Annotated in this window: 2 protein-coding genes; both read right to left on the reverse strand. The window is 63.3% G+C overall.

Translation table 11 applies throughout. The annotated features are described in order from the left end of the window. Positions 1-52 precede the first annotated feature (52 nt). On the reverse strand, positions 53-1,420 hold the full coding sequence (locus WAW39_RS12160; RefSeq protein WP_422319143.1) for an ABC transporter permease: 1,368 nt from the start codon (positions 1,418-1,420) through the stop codon (positions 53-55). Continuing rightward, entirely contained in the window at positions 1,417-2,121 is a 705-nt protein-coding gene (locus WAW39_RS12165) for an ABC transporter ATP-binding protein (protein ID WP_422319145.1), read from the reverse strand. The genes WAW39_RS12160 and WAW39_RS12165 overlap by 4 nt, the downstream gene beginning before the upstream one ends. Positions 2,122-2,269: the final 148 nt, after the last annotated feature.

The raw sequence follows: 2,269 nt of genomic DNA on the forward strand, positions 1-2,269 counted from the left end.
GGTGAAACGCGGAGATTTGGATTTCATACTGCAGCACTATTTGGGATGGCACTCATTCGTAGCGCAGGGCGTCGATCGGGTCGAAGCGCGAGGCCTTCCACGCAGGGTAGTAGCCGAACACGATGCCGACGGCGGCGGACACGACCACGGAGGCGATGATGGCTCCCACCGATGTGGCGGTGGGCCAGTGCAGCAGGAGATTCACCAGATAGGAGCAGCCGCGACCCACGAGAATGCCGCCCGCGCCGCCCAGCAGGCACAGCACCACGGCCTCCACCATGAACTGCTGCAGGATGCTTGCCGGCTCCGCACCCACGGCCATGCGCAGGCCGATCTCCCGCGTGCGCTCCGTGACGGAGACCAGCATGATGTTCATGATCCCCACACCGCCGACGACCAGCGATATCATGGCAACAACGAGCAGAAGTTTCGTCATCAGCACGGTGGTGGAGCTCATCGCCTTGGTCACTTCCGTCATGTCGTGAACGTTGAAATCATCGGCTTCGTCCGCGCGCAGATGATGGCGCTCGTGCAGCACGGCGCGGATCTGCTGGATGGCTGCGGGAATCTCCGCCGCTGTGCGCGCGGCGGCGATGATTTGATCCACGTTGGTGAAGCGCACCGGCTCCGGCCGGTCGGCTTGTTGGGTGGCGGAAGGCAGTGGATAAAGGCTGAGAGCGGAGCTGGGATAAAGCTGCTTGAGCGTGTTGACCGAGCCGACGCTGGCAGCCGCGCTCTGATTCCCCACCGAGGCGGAGGAGCCGACGACGCGGTATTTGATGGTGGTCCACGGCGCGAGCACCACGTCGTCCTGATCCATGCCCATCATGTTGGCGCCTTTGAAGGGGAGCACGCCGACGATCTTGAAGGCGACGTTCTGCAGGCGGATCTCCTGCCCGATGGGCGAGGCCCCGCCGAACAGTTCGCGCACCACCGTCTGGCCGACGAGGCAGACTTTGTTGGCGTTGCGCACATCGCGATCCGTGAAGGCTTCCCCCTCGCTCATCGTCGCCCAGTCGCGCACATCAAGGTAGGCGGGGGTGGTGCCATAGATGAACATGGGCACCCAGTTTCGATTGCCATGGACGACCTGCGTGCGTGCGCGCACCGCCGGTGCAACGCTGCCCACGGCGGGACATTCACGCGCGATGGCCTCGGCATCCTCAGGCGTGAGCGTCATCACGGTGCCCGCTCCAAAACTCACGCCGCCACTCGCGGCGGTGCCGGGCTGTACCAGCAGGTTGTTGGCCCCCATGCTGGCGATGGTCCGCCCGATGGCGATCGTGGAGCCGTTGCCTATCTCCATCATCGCAATCACCGCCGCCACGCCAATGACGATGCCGAGTGTGGTGAGCGAAGCGCGCATGACATTGCGGCGCAGCGCTCGCAGCGCGGTTCTGATGATCTGATAATGTCTCATGGCAAACCTCCTCCTGTGACCTCATTCCCGGCGATCAATCCATCGCGGATGCGAATGGTGCGCTGCGCATGACCCGCCACGGTTGGATCATGCGTGACCAGGATGATCGTGATGCCTTCGGTGCGGTTGAGCTGCTGAAACATCGTCAGGATGTCCTCGCTGGTGCGTGAGTCGAGATTGCCGGTCGGCTCGTCCGCGAGCAGCACCTGCGGCCGGTTGACCAGCGAACGTGCGATGGCCACACGCTGCTGCTGCCCGCCTGAGAGCTGCGAGGGCTGATGATCCATGCGGTCCTTCAGGCCGACCTTTTCCAGCAGCGCCGCCGCACGCTCGCGCATCTCGCGGTCGGTGAGGTTTTCACGCGCATACGTCAGCGGCATCATCACGTTCTCGATGGCAGAGGTGCGCGCGAGAAGGTTGAAGGTCTGAAACACAAAGCCGATGCGCTGGCTGCGCAGGCGCGCACGCTCGTTGATGGAAAACTTGGACACATCCTTGCCATCAAACCAATATTCCCCGCTCGTCGGCCGGTCGAGGCAGCCAAGTAGGTTCATCAGCGTGCTTTTGCCCGAGCCGCTGGCGCCCATGAGCGCGACAAGCTCCCCACGCGCAATCTTCAACGTCACGCCCTTCAAGACGGGCAGATCCACCTCTCCCAGATGGTAGGTCTTGCAGACGTTGTTCATTTCGAGCAGTTCCATGACTATGGGCGCAGGGTTGCTACTTTATTTGCGCCCCATGCGGGGTGTGAACGGGCTCGCGCCCGCTGCAGCCGCAGCGCTGGCGGCCTCGCGCGTTTGCTGGCCGACGACCACTTCCATCCCTTCTGTCAGGTCTGCACCGGAGACT

It is taken from the genome of Prosthecobacter sp., assembly GCF_049294395.1.
Taxonomy (GTDB): Bacteria; Verrucomicrobiota; Verrucomicrobiia; order Verrucomicrobiales; family Verrucomicrobiaceae; genus Prosthecobacter.

Coding starts and splice junctions, on each gene's coding strand:
- WAW39_RS12165 (WP_422319145.1), bottom strand. CDS start 2,121: ATGGAACTGCTCGAAATGAACAACGTCTGCAAGACCTACCATCTGGGA.
- WAW39_RS12160 (WP_422319143.1), bottom strand. CDS start 1,420: ATGAGACATTATCAGATCATCAGAACCGCGCTGCGAGCGCTGCGCCGC.